The following is a 17,896-nucleotide window of genomic DNA, read 5'->3' on the forward strand; positions in this document are numbered from 1 at the left end:
GGAAATCAAATCGAAATCCCAAAAGAACTGAGTGACTTGAGAGAAATGCCAATCACCGCCGCAGCAGCAGTGACGCGTCCCGTGTCATCCGCTTTCGCTCTGGCGCGAAGGCCCGACGGGGCATTGATCGGTGGAGCGCAACGGTGGGCCGCGCGACGGCAGGGTTGTTCCGAGACACGGTCCGGGTTGCGAGCTCACGCGCCCCCGATCTCCGGGAGCGGGATTTCTCCCGCTCCGGGACCGGCAGGTGCTCAATCCCAGCTGGCGTAGGTTGCCTTACGTCCCGCTTCGAGGTGCGTTGACGCCTTGCAGCCACAGGTGCCGAAGGCTGCCATCGGCCAAGTCGTGCGCCAGAGCCGATGTGGTGATCGCCGTCAGGATGGGATGCCCCGGGCGGCCATCAAGGCGGAAGTACCGGTGCCCGGTCAGCTTCGCGAGTTGGGTGACGAGCCGAGACGCGACTTCAGGATCCATCATCCAGTCCCGGTGTTGCTCCAGCACCGCCTGGGCCAGTGACGCGACATCCGGCATGGGGTCGAAGTCCATTGCATCCGGGCTGTCCCGCAGGACGAACTCGGTCGACGTGGACTGATGGATCGCAACCGCGAAGCCCCAGGCCGCCGGTCCGGTGACCGCGTGTAAGCCAACCCGCGACAAGACGACCTTCGAGGATCTGCCCCAAGGGTAGAGACCTTCCCGAAGGCAGATGTCGTACCAGGCCTCGACCGCCCTCCCCAATGCGATGCGCATCTCGGGCGTCGCACGTTCCAACTTGTCGACCAGCGTACCGACATCGAGATACCAGCGGCGCACCATCGACTGAAGAAGGCTGCTCGCGCGAAGCCTCCGGCGGAACATCTCTCCGAAGATCATCACCTCCGTCGGAGGAGATCCCGCCACGGCGATCGCGATGACTTCGATCTCGTCAGGTGTGAAGAGTTGACGGATGTCCGCTAGGAGATCGTTGTTCAGTGCAGGCGTTGGCGAGAGCGTATGCTTATTGTTGACCATGACGTGTTATCCTTGTTGAACTTGAGAAGGGGGAAATCAAAATTGAAATCCCAAATCGATCCCAAGCTCTTGGGGAGATCTCGCGACGGATCCGGCTGACGGATCTGCAGCTCATCACGGGCCAGTCCGAAGTCGCACGACGTACGTGCGGGGCTGCACGGCCCTTCAACAAAAGATGATCTCACCGAGTGAGGCTATCGACGGCCGGAACCGGCCAGAATCGAGTGCTGTCTGGTCATCGTCATTGATCGCGGCGAGAGATCGTCAGCCGAGTTCGGGTGATACCTGCCGACAGGCCGACTCGGGGTGCCTCATGGGCGCCCTGATGAGGAGTTTCATGCAAATGCGAGGTCGAGGTAGTGCGAGCTTGCGGATGGCACTGCGCTGGACACCGAAACCCTTGCCGATCGGGAAGGCAGCACATGCAGCGCGCACATGATGCTAAACATCGCCATCCTGTCGGCCGAGACCGTCAAGACGACCGTCGCCGGCACATCGCCGAGCGGATACATTTTGTCGGCTTGAACAAAGTACCAGCGGTTTGATAGTGGCGGGCTGATCAGCGACTACGCGGCAGTCGATTTTCTGGCGGTACGCGTTGCCAGCTGATGGCCGATCACGAACATTCGGTGCCAACCGTGGATCCAATTGCAACTTTCTACTAAACTCGGGGGGTCGCGGCGCCGGTTGGCCGCCCCAGTTTTCATCAGTAGTAAGTCTGCTTGGACTGCACCAGACGGCCGAATGATGGCCCGCCAGCGTGACCCAATCGTCCACCAGTCGGCGGTACTGCCGCGTCGTGACATGGCCGCCGACATGGCTTCGGCTCGGGACAGCCAGTCGCCCGAGCGTAGAACGCGTTTCTTCAACCACACCACGAGCGCTTCGCGTATCGGGTCGGTCAGCTCGAAGCGAACGGGGCGGCGGTCTTCTGTTGGACGACGGTCGTTCGAAGTCGGACAGAGTCAACCAGGTGGAATCGAGGTAGTACCCGAGCCTTGAACAATGGGTGAGCTCGTAACTTACGTTACAAAGTAACTATTTTTGTCTGCGCTTTTGCTTGGGTGAGAGGCTTCCAGATACGTTTTTGTCGGCTATGTGTCGGTCCATCCTTGCATTTTTTTGCGCCAGAGCCTCGGTAATATTGCAACGCCAGTTGCTCTCCAGGAAAGTGCAACGATCATGACTGCGGTGTTCGCCCATTCGGTACCGCATCTCCCGCAGACATGCTGGGAGACTCTGGCCGAGCATGCGGTAGCCGTGGCTGAAAGTAGTGAGATGCGAGCCAGTCCAATCGGTGTCGCGCCCCTAGCGCGCGCTGCCGGCATGTTGCATGACATCGGGAAATGTTCGACCGCGTTTCGGACCTACATCGAGAGCGACACCGGACAAGGCCCGGACCACTCGACTGCAGGTGCGGTCGAGGCGCTGCGCCTCTATCCAGGCCCGATCGGACGCATGCTAGCCTTTGTGATCGCGGGCCACCATGCCGGGCTCGCGGATGGGCCGGATCTCGGAATCCGGCTTGAAAAGAATCTGCCGACCTATGCGGGCTGGGAAGCCGAAGTGGGTCCGCTGCCGCCGGCAGGGGTTTGCGGCGCGCGCCTGCGCGGATCGAGCCCGCACCGCGGCTTCTCGCTCGCCTTCCTCATCCGCATGCTGTTCTCGTGCCTCGTCGACGCCGATTTCGTCGAGACGGAGAGGTTCTACGCGAAGGTGGCCGGGCAGCACGTCGAGCGCGAAGGCTTCACGCCGCTTCCCGTGCTCCACGAGCGGCTGCAGCGCTTCATGGCCGCCATGCGGGCGAGCGCCGAGGCGACCGCGGTCAACACCCTTCGTGCCACCATCCTCGACCACGCTATCGGCAAGGCCCCGCTTGCCCCCGGCCTTTTCACCCTTACGGTCCCGACCGGAGGCGGCAAGACCCTAGTATCGCTTTCCTTCGCACTGGAGCATGCGCGCCGCCACGAGCTACGGCGCGTCATCTACGTCATCCCGTTTACATCGGTGATCGAGCAGGTCGCGAGCGTTTTCCGCAGCGCTCTCGCGCTCGAACCGGGCGGGGAGAACCAGGACGACATCCTCGAGCACCATGCGAACTTCGACTGGGAGGCAGCGACCCGCCTCGCCGTCGAAGACGGTCGTGGCAGCGACCCGGCCGACCGGCTGCGCCGCGGCGCCGAGAACTGGGAGGCGCCCGTCGTCGTGACCACAGCCGTGCAGTTCTTCGAGAGCCTCTTCGCCAACCGAACGAGCCGCTGCCGCAAGCTGCATAACCTCGCGAAAAGCGTCATCGTGCTCGACGAGGCCCAGACCCTGCCGCTGCCCCTGCTGCGCCCCTGCCTGGCGGCTCTCGATGAACTCCAGCGCAATTACGGGGCAAGCGTGGTCCTCTGCACCGCGACCCAACCAGCCCTGCGGGTGCAGGACGGGTTCGACAAAGCCAAGCCAGGCCACGTCTCCAGCGCGCTAAACATCCCGTCAGACCGAGAACTCGCGCCCGATCCGGAAGGCCTTGCGGCGCGCCTGAAGCGCGTTGCGATCGAGCGGCTCGAACAACCGATCACCGACGCCGAAATCGCAGCCCGCTTCGCGGCGCAGGTGCAGATGCTCTGCATCGTCAATTCACGCGGTCACGCCCAGGCGCTGTTCGGCGCCATCCGCGAGCTACCGGGGGCCATGCACCTATCCACCCTCATGTGCCCGGCCCATCGCCGCATCGTGCTAGCCGAGGCACGGCGGCGCCTTAAGGCCGGAGCGCCCGTCCGCATCGTCTCGACCTCGCTTATCGAGGCAGGCGTCGACATCGATCTGCCGGAGGTCTGGCGTGCCGCGGCCGGCCTCGATTCAATCGCGCAGGCGGCCGGGCGCTGCAACCGCGAGGGCAAGCGCAAAGAGCTCGGGCGCGTGGTGGTGTTCGAACCGGCCGAAGCGGTCCTGTCGCCGGAGTTCGAACACGCTTGGCAGGCGGCCCGCGCCGTTCTCCGCGGGAGCGGCGACCCGCTCGCCCCTGCCGCCATACGGTCCTATTTCGGCGAGGTCTATTGGCAAAAAGGGCCCGAGGCGCTCGACGCCGCCCGCCTCGAGGGCGAGACCTATCCGATCCTGCAAAAGATCGCCGAGCGCGCACCGCAAAATGGAGAGAAGGACCCGCTGCTCGCCTTTCCCTTCGCCTCCATCGGGCAGGCGTTTCGCGTGATCGAGGAGGTGATGGAGCCGGTGATCGTCCCCTGGCGGGCCGCGCCGGGCGATGACACGTGCGAAACCATCCTGCGGCGCGTCGCAGCCATGGACAAGCCGCTTGGCCCGGACCTGCGGAGGCTGCAACGCTATGTCGTCGCCATCCCGCGCAAGGTCCGGTCAGAATGGCTGGCCCTCGGCGTGCTTCGGCCGGTCCATCCGGCGCTCGGCGACGCGCTGCTCCGTTTCGAGGGATTGGAACACTACGACGAGGACACCGGCGTTCGCCTGAGGGCGCCGCTGGAGCGGGGGGTTTGGAGCAACGTCTTGTAAATTCACTGCATCGTTACTTTGAGCCTAGATGCGACAGCGTTCACAGGAAGCCTTTGCCGCTCCAGATTGGCATCGTGGAGGAACTGCGATGTCACGACGCCTGCCAAGGATTACCGTTACGGTCGATGCCGATGGAAAGGTGGTTTTGATCATTGAACCCATAATAGGTCGCTTCTCAATTGGGCGCGGATCGAAACACTGCAGCGTTGCGTGAGGCTAGCCTGACAGGAGTACCCCTGATTCCAATCATCCGGGGTACTCTCTTCCGGTGATCAAGTTCTCCTGTGTGTAACTCTATTGAACTGCTTCGATTTTGTAGTCTTTGAATAGAGTATTCCTGGGAGGGCTTTGCATGAGCTATGGCATCCGCCTGCGGGTCTGGGGCGAGCGCGCCTGTTTTACGCGCCCGGAGATGAAAGTTGAAAGGGTCTCATATGACATGATGACCCCCTCGGCCGCCCGGGGCATCCTCGAAGCCATCCTGTGGAAGCCGCAGATGCGCTGGGTGGTGGACCGCATCCACGTGCTCAACCCAATTCGCTTCCAGTCCTTTCGTCGCAACGAGGTCGGGGCGAAGGCTTCGGCCACGATGGCCGAGCGCGCCATGCGGGCCGGCACGACCGCGGGGCTCGGCCTCGTCGTGGAGGACAACCGCCAACAGCGTGCCACGACGATGCTGGTCGACGTAGACTACGTGATCGAGGCGCATTTTGCGCTGACCGACAAGGCCGGGCCGGCCGACAGCGCCGCCAAATACATCAGCATCTTCAATCGCCGCGCCGAAACCGGCCAATGCTTCCACCGGCCCTGCCTCGGCACGCGCGAGTTCACGGCGGATTTCGCGATACTGGCGCCCGAGGCCGCGCTGCCGCCCTCGCGGCTGCCGGCGGACCAGCGCGGCCGTGACTTCGGCTGGATGCTGCACGACATCGCCTGGCCCGAGCGCACCTCCCGCTTCTTTCACGCCCGCCTCGACGACGGCGTGCTCGACGTGCAGCGCTGCCTCGCGGAAGGCACGGTCGCATGACCATTCTCCAGTCGCTCGACGGCTATTATGGGCGCATGGCGGCGCGCGGCGAGGCCGAGCGGCCCGGCTTCTCGCGCGAGAAGATCAGCTTCGTAGTCGTGCTCTCGGGGGACGGCACGCCGCTCGACGTGCTCGACATTCGCGCGCCCAGCGGCAAGAAGCTGCAGCCGGTGCTGCGCGAAGTGCCGGCCGCCGTGAAGCGAGCTTCCAATATCCTGGCGAACCGCTTTTGGGACAAGACCGCATACGTTCTTGGTCGCACCGCCGGACCCGATCATCGCACTTCGCGAGAGCACGCCGCTTTCAAGGCGCTCCATCGCGACCTTCTCGCAGGCGCCACCGACGAGGGTCTTGTGGCGCTGCTGCGGTTCCTTGGGCAGTGGCAGCCCTCCGCTTTCGATGCGGCCCCCTTCCGTTCTGAGATGCTTGACGCCAATATCGTGTTCCGGCTTGAAGGCGAGCCCGGCTTCGTCCACGAGCGCGAGGCGGCCCGCACCCTTCTCGCGGCAGCCGACACCACGAGCAGGGCGGAGGGCGAGATCTGCCTCGTCACGGGCACGCGCGGCGCCGTCCAGCGCCTGCATCCGAGCATCAAGGGTGTCCAGGGCGCGCAAAGCTCCGGGGCAGCGCTCGTGTCCTTCAACCGCGACGCCTTCACGTCCCTCGGCAAGGAGCAGGGTGCGAATGCGCCGACCTCGGAAACGGCCGCCTTTCAGTATGGCGCTGCACTGAACCGCATGCTCGACCGCAGCAGCCGCAACCGCCTGTCCCGGCCCATCGGCGACGCCACGGTCGCGTTCTGGGCCGACACGTCGGCGACCGTGAGCGAGGAAGCGGCAGTCGCGGCCGAAGCCCTGTTCTTTGAAATCGTCGAACCGCAGCCGACCGACGACGATGCCCAGGAAACCGCAAAACTCGGCGACGCTCTCTCCAAGGTCGCGGCCGGCCGGCCGCAAGAGGCCCGACCGGCCCTGCGGCCGGGCACGCGCTTCCACGTGCTCGGCCTGTCGCCGAATGCCGCGCGCCTGTCGGTCCGTTATTGGCTCGACGACACGTTCGAGGCCTTCGCGCAGCGGCTGCTCGACCATCAACGGGACTTGTGCCTCGAGCCGCCACCAAAGGGCTGGGGCCGCAAGACGCCGTCGGTCAGCCGCCTGCTCGCCAAGACCATGGCCCTGCAGGAGAAGTTCGATAACATCCCGCCACTGCTCGCCGGCGAGGTGATGCGCGCCGTGCTCGGCGGTACTCGCTATCCGCGCACCTGGCTCGGGGCCGCCCTGATCCGCCTGCGGGCCGGCGACGACCCGTCCACCGGCTGGCACGCGGCCGCGATCCGCGCCGTGCTTGAACGCGACCGGCGCCGCAGCCCCGATGCCGAACGCACCCAGGAGATTCCCGTGAGCCTCGCCAAGGACTTCGATGACCCCGCCTACCAGCTCGGCCGGCTCTTCGCCGCGCTCGAGACCGCGCAGCGCCTCGCGCTCGGCCGCGTCAACGCGACGATCCGCGACCGCTACTTCGGCGCCGCCTCGGCGACGCCCGCCATCGTCTTCCCACTGCTGCTGCGCGGCGTGCAGAACCACATCGGCAAGCTGCGCAAGGACCATAAGGACGGGTGGATCGAGCGCGAGATCGGCGAGATCGTCGACCGCCTGCCAGCTGCGCTGCCGCGCAGCCTGAAGCTCGAGGCGCAGGGGCGCTTCGCCATCGGCTTCTATCACCAGCGGCAGGCGCAGTTCGCCAAGCGGCCGGACGTCGCCGCGACGCTCGATACTCAGGACATCGAGCCCGAGGAAGGGGAAACGAATGACAACGTCTGAGACAAGCGGCGTCACGCGGCGTCACGAGTTCGTCTTGTTCTTCGACGTCAGCAACGGCAACCCGAACGGCGACCCAGACGCAGGCAACCTGCCACGGCTCGATCCCGAGACAAACCAGGGGCTCGTCTCCGATGTCGCGCTCAAGCGCAAGATCCGCAACTACGTGGCGCTGGCCCGCCCCGACGCAAAGGGCCATGAAATCTACATGCGCGAGGGCGCGACCCTCAACCTCGAACACAAACGCGGCTGGACGGCCGTGATGCCCGAGGTGACGAAGCCCGAGGAGATGAAGCGGCTGCCCAAAGAGGAGGCGAAGGCGCGCGAGCTGACGCGCTGGATGTGCGCCAATTTTTGGGACATCCGCACCTTTGGGGCCGTGATGACCACGGGCGTCAACGCGGGCCAGGTGCGCGGCCCCGTGCAACTCGCCTTCGGCCGCTCGGTCGAGCCTGTGCTGCCGCTGGAAATCTCCATCACGCGCATGGCGGCCACCACGGAGGCCGACGCCGAGGCCAAGGGTGGTCGCACAATGGGGCGCAAGCACATCGTGCCCTACGGTCTTTATCGCGCCCACGGCTTCGTCTCCGCGCCGCTTGCCTCGCATCCGACCAAGGGCACGGGCTTCTCCGACGCTGATTTGGCGCTGCTGTTCGAGGCGCTGACAGCCATGTTCGACCACGACCGTTCGGCGGCGCGGGGCGAGATGGCCACGCGCGCGCTCGTGGTGTTCAGGCACACGACCGCGCTGGGCAATGCGGCGGCGCAGGATCTCTTCAAGCGCGTCGATGTCCACCGGGCCCATCAGGGCCGGCAGCATCCGATCGGGGCCACGGAAACGGACAACTGGCCGCCGGCGCGCAGTTTCGATGACTATGTCGTGCGGCTCGACGGCGCCCCCTTGCGGCAGCTCGTCACCACCATCGACGTGGGCTGATATGGCATCGGCGGTTCTCGAGCCCGCCGCCGAGGACGCCCTCATCCCGCTCTAGGCGCTGCAGCACCACCTGTTCTGCCCGCGGCAATGCGCGCTGATCCACATCGAGCAGCTCTGGGCTGAGGATGCGGCGACCGCGGAAGGGCGGGTACTGCACGAGACGGTGGATGCTGGCGGGCGCGAGAGTCGGCCGGCCGTGACTTTGGCGCGGGGCCTCGCGCTCCGCTCGCTTGCTCTCGGCGTCACGGGCAAGGCCGATGCGGTGGAGTTCCGCGGAAAGCCGCCGCGGCCCTTTCCGGTCGAGTACAAGCGGGGCAAGCCCAAGGCGCATCGGGCCGACGAGGTTCAGCTCTGCGCTCAGGCGATCTGCCTTGAAGAAATGTTCGGCACAGCGGTTCCGGAGGGGGCGCTGTTTTACGGCGAGCCGCGCCGGCGCACCGCTGTGATCTTCGACGCGGCGTTGCGAGCGTTGACGGCCGACGTCGCGGTCGCTACCCGGGCCACCCTGGCGAGCCGCACCACCCCGTCGCCGAAGCGCATGCCCGCCTGCCGCCGCTGCTCGCTTGAAACCCTCTGCCAGCCAGCCCGGTTAGAAAAGCCGCCGGCCGTGGCTCGCTGGCCAGGTGGAGAGCTGATGCGCCGGTTGCGCAACACCGTCTATGTCACCAGCGAGGGCGCCTGGCTGCGCAAGGACGGTGCCAATCTGGTGGTCGAGGTGGAGGGCGCCGAGCGCGGCCGCGTGCCGCTGCACATGCTGGAGGGCGTCGTCACCTTTGGGCGTCCCGGGGCCTCGCCGGCCCTGATGGTGGCCTGCGCCGAGAACGGCATCGCCCTGTCGTTCCTCGACCCGAATGGCCGCTTCCTGGCGCGCGTGGAAGGGCCTCGCACCGGCAACGTGCTGCTGCGCCGCGCCCAGTTTGCAGCGGCGGGCGATTCAGCGCGCAGCGCTGTGATCGTGCGCGGCATCGTGGCTGCCAAGGCCGCGAACCAGCGGACCGTATTGCGCCGGGCCATGCGCGACCATTCCGACAGCCTGCAGCCGGACGCCCTGGCGATGCTCGCGGCCGCCGAGGCCCGCCTCACAGACATCATACGCCGGACCTTGAAGGTGACCGACGTCGATGGCCTACGCGGTATCGAGGGCGAGGCTGCCGCCACCTACTTCGCCGTCTTTCCCGTTCTGATCCGCCTCGACGATCTCGCGTTTCGCTTCGGCGGGCGCTCACGCCGGCCGCCGCTCGACCGGATCAACGCGCTGCTCTCCTTCCTCTATGCCATGCTCGGCCACGACTGCCGCGCGGCGCTCGAATCCCACGGTCTCGACCCTCAAGTCGGGTTCCTGCATGCCGACAAGCCAGGACGTGCGAGCCTCGCGCTCGACCTCATGGAAGAACTGCGACCCGTTCTGGCCGACCGGCTTGCGCTCAGCCTGGTCAATCGCCGTCAGCTCGCGGCCGACGATTTCGTGATGGAGGTAACCGGTGGCGTCCGCCTGACCGACGAGGCGCGCGGCCGGGTCCTTGTGGCCTGGCAGGAGCGCAAGCGCGACGAGTTGCGTCACCCGTTTCTCGACGAGGCGATGCCCTTCGGCCTTGTGGCCCATGCGCAGGCCCAGATGCTCGCCCGCCACCTTCGCGGCGACCTCGACGGCTATCCCGCCTTCGTCTGGAAATGACCCTTGCTGATGCTTGTCGCCTATGACGTGAACACCGAAAGCCCGACCTGCCGGACGCGTCTACGCCGCGTTGCCCGCGCCTGCCTCGACTTCGGCCAGCGCGTGCAAAATTCCGTTTTCGAATGCGAAGTGGGGCCGGCGCAATGGACGGCTTTGCGGGCGCGGCTCATCGGCCTTATCGACCCGGATCGAGACAGCCTCCGCTTCTATCGCCTCGGCGCCGATGGCCGCCGCCGCGTCGAGCATGTCGGCGCAAAACCATCCCTAAACCTCGACGGACCGCTTGTCTTTTAGCTCCGCGCGAACCACAAGCGCCCATGCAGTCCGTCGATGCTTCGCGAAACCCTTAAATGTCTCGTCTCGTTTAGCAATTCGTGGGCAGACTTAAATATTTCTGCCAAGAGACGGTATGGGGCGCCGTGTTCGCGCAATGAAAGTAGAATTCGTCGGGCAATCAATCTGATATACCCACCCGGTCGCCCCTTCACGGGGGCGCGGATCGAAACAGCACCTCCCGTGCCGTGACGGTCGAGGTCGGCTGGTCGCCCCTTCACGGGGGCGCGGATCGAAACATCTACGCCGACAGCAATGTGGATGAGACAGCGTGTCGCCCCTTCACGGGGCGCGGATCGAAACTCATGCACATCGGCAAGCTGCTTGCGCAGCGTCGTCGCCCCTTCACGGGGGCGCGGATCGAAACGTGAGTGCCGTTGCTCGGCGCCCTTGCTCGGATGTCGCCCCTTCATGGGGGCGCGGATCGAAACAATCTGTCGAGCGAGAAATGGAACGAGCGGCTCACCAAGCCGAAACTCAACGCACACATCTCAAAGCCCAACGGCAACTTCAATGCCAATCCGGGCCCGACGGTTTTATCTTAGTCGGCACAGCTCCTCCCTTCTTCTCTTCCGCGGCAGGCGACTGAGAGCAATACTTCAATCGATCCCGCGACCACCTCTCCCTGCGCTGAACTCCGTCACCACCCTGCCGAGCTCATGCCAATTGGCATGCCTGGCTGTTGCAAGCGCTTGACGCCACACATTGTTGATGTCGGCGCCCGCCACGGATCGAGGCCGGCGATGATTGAACTGGCGTTGGCATGAGTTATGAGCCTCCTTCCACAAGCGGCTACCATCGACTTCGGCGAGCCTGCACAGGGGCTTTGCAACGTCGTGCCATGGAAAGTTTTTAGCGATCAGAACGAGGGCGACGTCGGCAACAAGGCGCAAGCGTGCGGTATGATCCAGGCTCTCGGCTTGGTTCCCGGCATCCTCGCCGTTGATCGGCTCTGGATTTTGGCGCTCGCCTGACGGGCCCTCCTGCGCCGGTCGCTCACCGTCACCAGAACGTTCCGGATGGTCCTGACGCGGATTGCGCTCCTCTCGTAACACAGGCCCCGCAGTTGTCTGCGGCGCCACATCCTTTCCTTTGGCAACTAAGCGCAGTTCCGCCTTCAGCGATCGCAGGTCCGCCGATTTTTGCACGGCGGCGTTGTACAGGTCTGCTAGCTGTCGATTTGCTTCTCTCTTTTCCCGGTTGACGAGCGGGCGGATTACCGCAAGCTCGACCGTAAGGGACAAAATGCGAAGGATTAGGTCATGGCGGCCGACCCTCCGCACACGCCGGCGAACCTCAGCTAAAATCCGAAGCCGCGCGGTCCGCCGCTCAGTCACCTCTTCGGCGCGCAGGCGGCGCTCAAGCCAGAGGGCTTTAAGGTCTTGTTCGATCTGGCTCATCGCCTCGCGGCGAAGCCTGCGATACAACCTTGCTTCGGCCTTCGCTTCTGTCTGCCGCACTCGAATAACAAAATTGGGAATGCTCAGGAACCTCTTCGCTGCTTCCTCTGAGAAGGCATGACTGACCGTGACCGAAATCCGTTTCTTTCGATCGCGCGGGTCACCCGGAGCCGCGCAGGCGTCCAACACACGCTCGACTTCTGCCCTGTCATGCCCTGCGGCTCGAAGCCTGCATGCAACCGCGCGCTCAAGGCCGGCGTCTGTTTTCCAAGGCTTCCCTGTGCGTTGCGCGAGTAGTTCGAGATCCGACTTATGGGCCTCGAATCGAGCCTGTCGCAGGCTGAATTCAGTTTCGGGGTCGTCGGGCTGCATTGGCCGCGCGACATCGGGTTTCAGCACCCCTTGCGACTCGCTCACCGTGATGGCTCGCACCACACGGGGACCGCAAGTGGTGTCAGGCTGCTGACCCTCGCTGGGATGTCTGGTGTCACTCGCCGTACCGGCGCTGGGATCCACGTCTATCGCCCCGCCACTCTGAGCCGATTGTGCAACAACGTCGCCTTTGCGAATGCCAGGGTTACCCCGTTGCTGGGGATCCCGCTTCCGCCGCCGGTCGCGCCGAGCTTCGTTGTCCTCCATCTTCCACTTGTTATCGAGACTTCGCAGGGATGCCGACCAGTCAGCCGTTTGTTGCGATGTGCTCCTCTGGCGAACATTCGCCGTCGTCAGGACAGCTTCGAAAATCTCTACCTCAACTCCGACGATGGTGGCGACCTCGGCAATTCGCACCTTAGACAAGCGGCGGCGGCGATCGAAAATCTGAGCCAGCGTGATCGCGTGCTCGACCTCTGGCGCAAACGTGGAGTGTTGACGACGACGATCGGTGTCGTGTTCCCGATCGGGCGGCACGAGAGTCTTTGAGGTCGCAGCGACACTTGACGTCCCAGGGATGGTTTTGGGCGCCGATTTTCGGCGATCGGTCGCGGTGTGAGTTGTTGGGAGCGACTCTGTTTCCGCTCTTTGTCGGGCCAGGACCTGTGCCAGGGCATCGATCTGTGACTGATTGAAGCCAAAGTCCGCTGCACCAGTTTCGACCTTCCCCGGGAGAAGGCCCAGGGCTTGCGCAAGCCCGTGAGCACGCTCGCCAACAGCCTGCAGAAAGGCCTCACGCCTGTGTTGGGCCACTGCGGGACTATGCCCGTGTTCAGAACTGCTATCGCCACCCGCTCGTTGAGTTCCGCCGCCTGATGCACACTCGAGCTCTTCGCTCGGAGAGCGGTCTCGCTGGTCGACAGATGGCAAACCGGTAAATCCATCGATAATTGTGCGGTTGCTTTCTGGCTCTGCCAAAACATCGTCAGATGGGACCGGCCGCACCGCGCGCTCGCCGAGTTCGTGCGCTCGCCGGGTCCGCCATGTTGCCGTTCCGCGGCGCCGTTCGAGCTCGATGTCTGCACGAGGCACATTGCTGACGGGCCGGATCGCGAGCCCGCGTCGGGCGAAGCTTCGATGATCGACCTCGTGATCGCCGCTCATTTCACGGTTCAGCTGAGCCCACTCCGCCCGCATCCACTCGCATGTCGGGCCGATTTGCCGACCGCCAACGTCGATGCCGTTTCCGTCAGCTTTTTTTGAAACGGCATCGAGTTTCCGTTGTTTCTTGCCGATGCGGCCGTTCACAACCGTTCGCGTGCCCAGCCAGATGTGCACATGGTCAGGCCGACCATCTACGATATGAACGCGGCCTTCGGCCGTTACCTGCAACTGATCTGACAATCTCGTCACAAAGTCGGTCAGCATCTTAGCCGACTGCTCGTGCGTAATCCCCCACCGCAAGGAGCCGATGCAGTGGACTGCAACCCGCGGCAAGCGTCCTCCATAGCGCCGGTATGAGCGATCTGGCTTCCGCTCCCTTGCGTCCAACGCCCTTGCCATCTGTGCGCCGGTCTCGACATCCAGGCCTCTCTTGCAGAGCACATGGGCCCCGAGGTCCGCTTCAGCCTTCTTTCGGCCGCTACGATTCAAATACTCGGAAAGCCTCTCGGCGTCAGCAGGACCGAGGTGCGATGACAGCAAGGCGTGGGTCGCCATGGAAAGGTCACGGGTCTCGATTGCGCCGCCATTGATATAATTCGCGACCGCGAGGGACGTTATTCGCCCGGGATCGCAGCCGATCCAGGTTAAATTGAAATGGAAAAAGCCGGTTCGGCTTCGCGCTGCACCGGATGGTCCGCCCTGCGGATCAGCCGGTGGTGAAGCGACCCGCGCAGCCGTTCTCACGGCAATTTTTCGTTAAAAAAATTGCTTAAGCGGGCCATTTGAGTTGGCAGCGAGGATTCAAAGTGAGTTTTCACGATGCGATTTTTGCAATGCCGCTGGCTAAAATCAAGACCGTAGAGGTCATCGACTCCGCTATATGCAACAGGCGCTGCACGAATCACTGCGCGCCGGGCTCATTGCATGTCAACAAGAAATGTCCTCAACGGCTAATCTGTATCGTTTTTTCACGCTTTGCTTTTCGCGAATCGTGATTACCCTAGAGCTACGTCACAGGTGAATCGCAGGCGATATCTGTGGTCATGCAAGAACCATCACCTGCACAGGAGAGAATATGAATAAAGGCAGTAAACACCGGCGTATCGAGCTTGAGCGCCGCGATGCGGCAGCCATGGCTATAGGTCACGCCGTTCTCGCCTGTCGTGAAAAAACGCAGACATCCTTGTGCTGGTCAGTGCTTGGAGAGACCCTAAATGAAGCTACTCGGTCTGACGTTCTTCTAGCTATGGCCGATCAAAAAATTCCGCCTGGTCCATTTCAGGAAGAGTACGATCGCGAGCTGGCTACCGAGCGGGATCGGATAAAAAAGGCGCAGGATAACGCGAAGCTTGCCCGCGCGGCTTCCCAGAAGATGAAGTCCTTTATACAACACGAGGCCAAGTTTTTCAGCTGGTTGGCAAACCAACCGGGCCCTGCAAGCACCTCATCGGTGGTGCCCAGCGATGCTTCGACGCAGAAGAACGACGGAGTTACAGAGCAGGCTGATCATGAATAACCTAGAACTAGGCCTCAGCCCTGCCGAGGCGGTCTCGCTGACCATCAAATTGACGGAATCAATCTATGGAGCCCACGTCCATAATGGGAAGGCGACGATCCCGCTTGCTTACGCGCTGGATATGGCAGCATCCATTGTCGGTGCGGCCCAATCCGAAAAAATTGCTCGGTGGATCTCAGATGCCATGGGCGACCCGGATGCTGCAGTAGCAATGCTGGGTAGAAACCGGCAGAAGTTCAACCTTGAGGTCGATCAAGAGCAGAGCGAAAAAATCATCCGATTGGCCGCGGCAATGGATCGTGATCAAAATCGCACCGACAGTGGGAACTCGAAATGACCGGAGACCGGATCGGCACACGATCCGGTCTGCAGATCGGCGTCACAGCGCCGATCCGGAAGCACTGCGCGCCAGTAGCAGCGCAAGCGGGACGAACGTGGCAACACGCCGTCCGCTAAGGGACCAGGCGACGACGACGATGAATGCCGCGACCGGCAGCAGCACGAAGGCACTGCCGGGCGGTCGCATGTCAGGATTGCGAAGCACTCCCATGAGGCCAAGAGTTCCGACGTAGAGGAGCCAAGCCGACAGCTCGGCGGTGACCCATCCTCCCGCTCGCGCAGGAAGGAAGCGCAACGTGCAGGCGCAGACCACTGCGCCGACGACCAGCACGTAGGCCAGGAACGACGCTGCCATCACGCGGCCGATCCCGCCGTGAGCGGAGCCGACCCGGCGTGGGCCTCGGACGCCTGCGCAGCGTGGGCGGCCTTCCAATCATCGTCACCATCACTGTTCTCCCACGGCCGATATGGCACTGGGAGATCAGCGCTTGCGGATAGGACGAGTTGGCCGAAAGCGGAATGTCCGCTCAGTGAGTGAACACGAGCGCTCGCAGACAGTCATAGGATGTAGGTTGTCGCGCGTCCCAGCATGCAGCAATCCGCTGCCATGGTCGAAGCCGGACTATGCGGGGAGGAGACCAGCAGCGCGATAGCTATCGATCAGGCCGTCGTACACTGCGACATTCGACCGGCTTCGCGCAATAAGTTGAGCACCGGCGACTGCAGCGAAGATGGCGCTAGCTCGGCTTTGACTGTCCTCAGCACTGACAACGGCCGATGCCACCAATTCCTTGCTGAGCCACGCCACATTGACGTCGGTAAAGGCCTGAACCTCTTTCTGCACCGGTTCTGGCAGATCGTCGTATTCGGCAGCCATGAAGCTGCACAGGCACATGCGATTGTTGTTCTCGAGGGATGTCCGAAAGATCCCTGGATATTGGCGGATGCGGCGAGCTGGGTCGGGCGTTTCGGCGGATAAGGCCTCGAGACCGGTCGCCGTATCCTCCCAGTAGCGTCTTGCGACTGCGGCGCCCAGGTCGGCCTTGCTCGGGAAGTGGTGGTAGATGCTTGCAGCCTTGATGCCGACCTCTGCAGCCAGCTCCCGGAAGTTCAGCCCTCCGTAGCCATGCGCCTGCGCAGTGCGACGGGCAGCCGCAAGAATGGCTTCCTTCGCGTTCGTGCTCATCCTGATCTCCGCCTCGATCCGGTCGCCTACCAACCGATAGATAGCCATTGACAAGCAAAATTGAAAGCGCTCTTGTAAGGCTACCAACTGGCAGGCAGGTACCTTATGAACGCTGCAGTCATTTACGCGGACGCCACCGAACTAGCGGCGCTGATCCGCACCCGGCAGATCTCACCAGTCGAGGTCATGAAAGCGCATCTCGACCGCATCGAAGCTGTCGACCCCAAGGTCAACGCGATCGTCACTTTGGCAGGCGGCGCGATGGAAGCCGCGGCAAAGGCCGAGGCAGCGGTTCTGGCAGGTGAACCACTTGGCCCGCTGCACGGAGTGCCCTTCACGGCAAAGGATTCGATCGACACCGCCGGGGTCGCGACCCAGCGGGGTTCGCCGATCTTCAAGGGGCGCATGCCCGGCACAGACGCCACCAGCGTCGCGCGCCTGAAGGGCGCCGGGGCGATCCTGCTCGCCAAGACGAACCTGCCGGAATTCTCCTACTGGATCGAAAGCGACAACCTGCTCTCCGGTCGAACGAACAACCCGTGGAACCTGGAGCGCACGCCGGGCGGGTCGAGCGGCGGCGAATCCGCCGCGATCGCGGCAGGCATGTCGCCACTCGGCCTCGGCACCGATCTTGCGATCTCGTTGCGCGGGCCGGCGGCCCAGACGGGCATCACCTCGCTCAAGGCAAAGCATGGCCGCGTGCCGATGACGGGCATCTGGCCGCGGGCCCCGCGTCGCTTCTGGCATGTCGGTCCGATGGCGCGAAGCGTCCGCGACCTCGCGCTCGCCTATTCCATCCTGGCCGGGCCGGACGGGATGGATGCCTTCGCGACCAGCACCGTCCTCTACGATGCCGGTGTCGGTCCTTCCCTCGATCGGCCGCTGCGCGTGGGATGGCTCGTGGAGCCTGGCTTCGGGCCAATCGATCCCAAGGTTGCTGCGATTGTTCAGGCGGCGGCCGAGGCGCTCATGAGCGCGGGTTGCGCCGTGGAGCCGGTCCGCATTCCGGCGCTCGAGCAGGATCTCGCGCTCGACGTGTTCAATCGCCTTCACGTGATGGAGATGCAGCCTGCCTTTGCAGAGGCAACGGCCGGTCGCCGCGATGACGAGCTCTACATGATGGCCAAGACCATGCTGGCCTTACCCGACACGTCTATGAAGGACTATGTCGACGCCGAGCAGGCGGCCGAGCGGCTGAGGGACGGTTTCGCCGACTATTTCCAGCGCTACGACGCGCTGCTCACCCCCGTTCAGCCGATCCCGGCCCAGAAGCATGGCGTCTCGGCCTTCGTCATCCACGGCCAGACGGTGGATGCCACCTATCTGCAAGGCTCGACGGTTCCCCTCAACGTGACCGGTTTGCCTGGCCTGACGATCAGGTTCGGCACCAGCGGTGACGGCATGCCGATCGGCGTGCAGCTTGTCTCCAGCTGGCAGGCTGAATCGACGCTTTTGCACCTCGCCTCTCTGCTGGAGGCGGCGAGCCCCGTGCGCGACCTACACCCGAACCTCTAGCTCGCAACTGTCGAGCCATCGAAGCGCGAGGAACGCAAGGATCGCTTCCTGCACCTGGCGCCCTGTCGCAGACCTCCAAGCCCCAACACCC

At 63.8% G+C, this 17,896-nt stretch carries 14 protein-coding genes; 10 read left to right on the forward strand and 4 right to left on the reverse strand.

Features of this window, described 5'->3' with window-relative positions:
- Nucleotides 1–276: 276 nt before the first annotated feature.
- Nucleotides 277–1,011 (reverse strand): transporter substrate-binding domain-containing protein, encoded by a 735-nt coding sequence (locus M8523_RS30840; protein WP_282588684.1) that lies wholly within the window; start codon nucleotides 1,009–1,011, stop codon nucleotides 277–279.
- A gap of 1,182 nt (nucleotides 1,012–2,193) precedes the next feature.
- Here M8523_RS30840 and M8523_RS30845 point away from each other — a divergent pair.
- The 7 genes from M8523_RS30845 (at nucleotide 2,194) to M8523_RS36945 (ending at nucleotide 10,684) form a co-directional block, all read left to right on the forward strand.
- The gene (locus M8523_RS30845; protein WP_282588685.1) at nucleotides 2,194–4,524 is read left to right on the forward strand and encodes a CRISPR-associated endonuclease Cas3''; all 2,331 of its coding nucleotides are present in this window, start codon (nucleotides 2,194–2,196) and stop codon (nucleotides 4,522–4,524) included.
- A gap of 352 nt (nucleotides 4,525–4,876) precedes the next feature.
- A complete protein-coding gene (cas5c, locus tag M8523_RS30850) occupies nucleotides 4,877–5,551 on the forward strand; it encodes a type I-C CRISPR-associated protein Cas5c (RefSeq protein ID WP_282588686.1) in 675 nt (224 codons plus the stop codon).
- Nucleotides 5,548–7,371, forward strand: a complete 1,824-nt coding sequence (gene cas8c, locus M8523_RS30855) for a type I-C CRISPR-associated protein Cas8c/Csd1 (RefSeq protein ID WP_282588687.1) — start codon at nucleotides 5,548–5,550, stop codon at nucleotides 7,369–7,371. The genes cas5c and cas8c overlap by 4 nt, the downstream gene beginning before the upstream one ends.
- The gene (gene cas7c / locus M8523_RS30860) at nucleotides 7,358–8,305 is read left to right on the forward strand and encodes a type I-C CRISPR-associated protein Cas7/Csd2 (RefSeq protein ID WP_282588688.1); all 948 of its coding nucleotides are present in this window, start codon (nucleotides 7,358–7,360) and stop codon (nucleotides 8,303–8,305) included. The genes cas8c and cas7c overlap by 14 nt, the downstream gene beginning before the upstream one ends.
- A gap of 103 nt (nucleotides 8,306–8,408) precedes the next feature.
- Nucleotides 8,409–9,980, forward strand: coding sequence for a type I-C CRISPR-associated endonuclease Cas1c (cas1c, locus tag M8523_RS30865; protein WP_428351696.1), 1,572 nt, complete (start codon nucleotides 8,409–8,411; stop codon nucleotides 9,978–9,980).
- 3 nt (nucleotides 9,981–9,983) lie between these two features.
- A complete protein-coding gene (gene cas2, locus M8523_RS30870; protein ID WP_282588689.1) occupies nucleotides 9,984–10,274 on the forward strand; it encodes a CRISPR-associated endonuclease Cas2 in 291 nt (96 codons plus the stop codon).
- A 227-nt stretch (nucleotides 10,275–10,501) separates the two neighbouring features.
- Complete coding sequence (locus M8523_RS36945; RefSeq protein ID WP_428351685.1) at nucleotides 10,502–10,684, forward strand: hypothetical protein; 183 nt, start codon at nucleotides 10,502–10,504, stop codon at nucleotides 10,682–10,684.
- 228 nt (nucleotides 10,685–10,912) lie between these two features.
- Here the strand turns inward: M8523_RS36945 and M8523_RS30875 are convergent, their stop codons facing one another.
- Nucleotides 10,913–13,804: a MobA/MobL family protein gene (locus M8523_RS30875; RefSeq protein WP_345894337.1), complete on the reverse strand. Its 2,892-nt coding sequence runs from the start codon at nucleotides 13,802–13,804 to the stop codon at nucleotides 10,913–10,915.
- 520 nt (nucleotides 13,805–14,324) lie between these two features.
- Between M8523_RS30875 and M8523_RS30880 the strand changes: the two genes are divergently transcribed.
- Both M8523_RS30880 and M8523_RS30885 read left to right on the forward strand, forming a co-directional pair.
- Entirely contained in the window at nucleotides 14,325–14,765 is a 441-nt protein-coding gene (locus M8523_RS30880; RefSeq protein WP_282588690.1) for a hypothetical protein, read from the forward strand.
- Nucleotides 14,758–15,102 (forward strand): hypothetical protein, encoded by a 345-nt coding sequence (locus M8523_RS30885; protein ID WP_282588691.1) that lies wholly within the window; start codon nucleotides 14,758–14,760, stop codon nucleotides 15,100–15,102. The genes M8523_RS30880 and M8523_RS30885 overlap by 8 nt, the downstream gene beginning before the upstream one ends.
- 42 nt (nucleotides 15,103–15,144) lie before the next feature.
- On the opposite strand, the gene M8523_RS30890 is transcribed toward M8523_RS30885, so the two are convergent.
- Nucleotides 15,145–15,462: a hypothetical protein gene (locus tag M8523_RS30890; protein WP_282588692.1), complete on the reverse strand. Its 318-nt coding sequence runs from the start codon at nucleotides 15,460–15,462 to the stop codon at nucleotides 15,145–15,147.
- Between the two features lie 264 nt (nucleotides 15,463–15,726).
- Nucleotides 15,727–16,290 carry a TetR/AcrR family transcriptional regulator gene (locus tag M8523_RS30895; RefSeq protein WP_282588693.1) on the reverse strand — a complete coding sequence of 188 codons (564 nt, stop codon included), beginning with the start codon at nucleotides 16,288–16,290 and terminating at the stop codon, nucleotides 15,727–15,729.
- A 105-nt stretch (nucleotides 16,291–16,395) separates the two neighbouring features.
- Between M8523_RS30895 and M8523_RS30900 the strand changes: the two genes are divergently transcribed.
- Nucleotides 16,396–17,805 carry an amidase gene (locus M8523_RS30900; protein WP_282588694.1) on the forward strand — a complete coding sequence of 470 codons (1,410 nt, stop codon included), beginning with the start codon at nucleotides 16,396–16,398 and terminating at the stop codon, nucleotides 17,803–17,805.
- Nucleotides 17,806–17,896: the final 91 nt, after the last annotated feature.

Origin of the sequence: Lichenifustis flavocetrariae (assembly GCF_026130545.1) — a bacterium.
Classification (GTDB): Bacteria; Pseudomonadota; Alphaproteobacteria; order Rhizobiales; family Beijerinckiaceae; genus Lichenihabitans; species Lichenihabitans flavocetrariae.